At 74.6% G+C, this 2,190-nt stretch carries 2 protein-coding genes; both read right to left on the bottom strand.

All coding sequences use genetic code 11. The features are described 5' to 3' along the window. On the bottom strand, positions 1–250 hold a 250-nt coding region (locus tag FV223_RS25820), incomplete at its 3' end, for a glycosyltransferase (protein WP_147729612.1). Next, positions 247–2,004 carry a glycosyltransferase family 39 protein gene (locus FV223_RS25815; RefSeq protein ID WP_147729611.1) on the bottom strand — a complete coding sequence of 586 codons (1,758 nt, stop codon included), beginning with the start codon at positions 2,002–2,004 and terminating at the stop codon, positions 247–249. The genes FV223_RS25820 and FV223_RS25815, both read right to left, overlap by 4 nt. Between the last annotated feature and the right edge of the window lie 186 nt (positions 2,005–2,190).

Genomic DNA, 2,190 nt, shown 5'->3' with positions numbered 1-2,190 from the left:
CCCCGCTGCGCACCGCCGCCGACTGCCCGCCGCTGCGGGCGTGGCGCAGCACCCGCAGCCAGGGCCGGCCCTGACGCGCGGCGTCGAGCGCGGCCGGCGTCGCATCGGTCGAGCCGTCGTCGACGTAGATCACCTCGAAGGGCGCCAGCGCCCCGCAGGCGGCTTCGATCTCGGCGACGAGCCCCGCGATGTTGCCGGCCTCGTTCTTCACCGGCACCACGATGCTGAGGCGGGGAGACGTCGCGTTCATGGGGTCACCGTCTGAGCCGTGGGCGTCACCGCGTAGGCGGTGAGGTCGACCCGGCGGCCGGCGTTGATGTTGAAGCCCGACACCTGCCCCACCGCCTTCGGGCCGACGCCGCCGACGGGCCAGGCATCGGCGAAGTCGGCGGCCGAGCGCTGCTCGACGAAGACGAGGCGGCAGCCGCCCGCATGGAGGAAGGCCAGCGCGTCGGCGCCGGTGTTCGGGGTGGCGAGGTCGGTGCCGATCAGGAACACTAGGCTCGGCTCGCGGTAGCCGAGGCTCGCGACCTGCGGCAGGCACGGCAGCGCGTCGCGGATCGCGGCGAGCCGGTTCGAGACCTTCAGCGCCGGGATCTCGGTCTGCGCCAGCCCGAGCACCGCGGGCGAGAGCACGCAGGCGGAGAGGATCGCGAACACCATCGCCCGCTCGGCGCCGTTCCGCGCATAGGCCATCCAGGCGGCCAGCGCGAGCGCGCAGGCGGCCCCGAGCAGCGGCAGCGACAGCACGGGCAGCACCCGGTCCAGGCGCCACGCGACCACGGCGAGGCCGATCGTCAGCCCGATCGGGATCGCCGGGACCAGCAGCGCCATCGCCCGCGCGCCGCGCCGCGTCGGATCGAGGGCGCCGGCCCGGAGCGCCAGCACGGTGAGGATCGCCACCATCGGCATCAGCGGCAGGACGTAGTGCGGCAGCTTGGTCGGCACGGCCTCGAACATCAGCCACGCCGGCACGATCGACGCGACCAGGAACGCGACCGCATCGTCCCGGCGACGGCGCCACGCGAACGGGATCGCCAGAGCCGCGAAGGCGGCACCGGGCCAGAAGGTCGCGAAGAACACCAGCGCGTAGGTGCCGGGCGGCGCCCAGTGCTTCTCCTTGGCGCTGCCGACCTTGGCCAGCATGTCGTGGCCGACCGCCTCGGTGAAGAAGGCGCTGCCGCTGCGCCAGGCGATCGCCAGGAACCACGGGGCGACGACCGCGACGACGATCGCGAGGCCGGACCACGGCCGCAGCGCCAGGATCCAGCGGCCGGAGCGCGCCTTCCACGACAGGGCCAGCATCGGCAGGCCGACGAAGAGCGGCACCATCGGCCCCTTCACCAGGATGCCGATTGCCAGGCCGAGCCAGAACGCAAGCCGCCCCGCGGTCGAGGGGCCGGGGCCGGATCGCCCGAGCCAGGCGCGGGCGAGCGCGCCGAGCGACGCGATCGCGCACGCGGTCAGCAGCGTGTCGGTCTTGGCGAGATGCGCCTCCGCCGCGAGCATCAGGCAGGCGCCGAACAGGGCGGCCGCGAGGAAGGCGCCGCGCCGCGGCAGGAAGGCGAGCGCCGCCCAGTAGGCCAGCAGCACGGCGGCGGTCGCGCCGACGAGCGAGGGGATGCGGTAGAGCGCGATCTCGGTTCGCGCCTGGGGCACCCCGAGCGCCTCGCCGGCCGCCACCGAAGCGGCCTGGGCCCAGTAGATGCCCACCGGCTTCTTGTGCCGGGCCTCGCCCTGGAAGCGGATGTCGACGCCGTCGCCGGTCTCGAGCATCTGCTTCGAGGCCTGGGCGAATCGCGGCTCGTCCCGGTCCATCGGCTGGAGCGAGATCTGGCCGGGCAGGAAGCAGACGAGGCAGAGCGCCACCAGCCAGGCGCAGGCCCGCGCGTGGCTCGCCGACACGGTGTTCAGGAGGAAGTCGCCGAACGCGAAGCCGGGGCCGGTGGCCGGGACGGGCCGCGTGGCCGGGACGGGTCGCCGCGCGGCTTGGCTGGGGATCATGAGCGCGGTGCGGAACGGAAGGAGGGGGCCGAGAAGGCGGTCATGCGCGGCTCCGGAACCGGCAACCGGCCTCGTCGTTCGGTCGATGCCCAGACGGCCGGCGGTGTCGATGATGCGGCCGGGATTGTCAAATGCCGGCCCCGCCGCCCGAGGGACGGGGCCGGCCGCGCGGCGCGTGTCAGGCCC

Origin of the sequence: Methylobacterium sp. WL116, from assembly GCF_008039455.1 — a bacterium.
Classification (GTDB): domain Bacteria; phylum Pseudomonadota; class Alphaproteobacteria; order Rhizobiales; family Beijerinckiaceae; genus Methylobacterium.
This window is presented reverse-complemented; position numbering and strand designations above follow the sequence as displayed.